Source organism: Campylobacter sp. 107 (assembly GCF_002383835.1).
Lineage (GTDB): Bacteria > Campylobacterota > Campylobacteria > Campylobacterales > Campylobacteraceae > Campylobacter_D > Campylobacter_D jejuni.
Genome location: NZ_NXBA01000033.1, coordinates 1 through 596, shown reverse-complemented (window position 1 = coordinate 596; position 596 = coordinate 1). Strand labels below are relative to the sequence as shown.

Genomic DNA, 596 nt, shown 5'->3' with positions numbered 1-596 from the left:
TTCTTTAAATACACCCAAACCTACCTATATAAGTGAATATATTAATATCTTGGGGCAACTTTTTCTAGCAGGTTATATAGATTTTGGATCTTATTGTGATGAAGATAGAAATAAAATAGATTATCCCTCAAACTTATCTTATTATAAAGAAGATAAATATCAAGCTTGGATATATTTTAGAGATAATTTCTTCTATAAAGAAAGATTTATTAGAGAGTTGGATGATCTCGAGACATTAGATGAGGATGGATGTAGTCTTGTTTTAGGTAATGTTTCTTGGGATACACCACAATATTGGTCACAATATAATATCTGGGTAGCAACAACCCCCAAAGGCACAAAATACTTCCAAGAAATCTTAGCTCCTAAATTTTACAACAAATACAAAGATTTAGAAGTAGAGATTGATGATAAGGGTAATATTATAAGGTGGATTGGAGAGATTAATAGAGACAAAAGATATTAGCAAATAAAAAATGATATAATAATGCTTTACATAAGGAATCTTTTATGTTTATAAGTTCTAAAACAGAGTTAATTCAAACTATTAAAAATTTAACAATCAACAATAAAGAAGTTAAACAGATTGATTTTAT

1 pseudogene is annotated in these 596 nt (G+C 27.3%); it reads left to right on the top strand.

The window, feature by feature from the left end:
• A pseudogene (locus BGS40_RS05630) lies at positions 1–466 on the top strand (hypothetical protein); the annotation flags it as partial.
• Positions 467–596 lie beyond the last annotated feature (130 nt).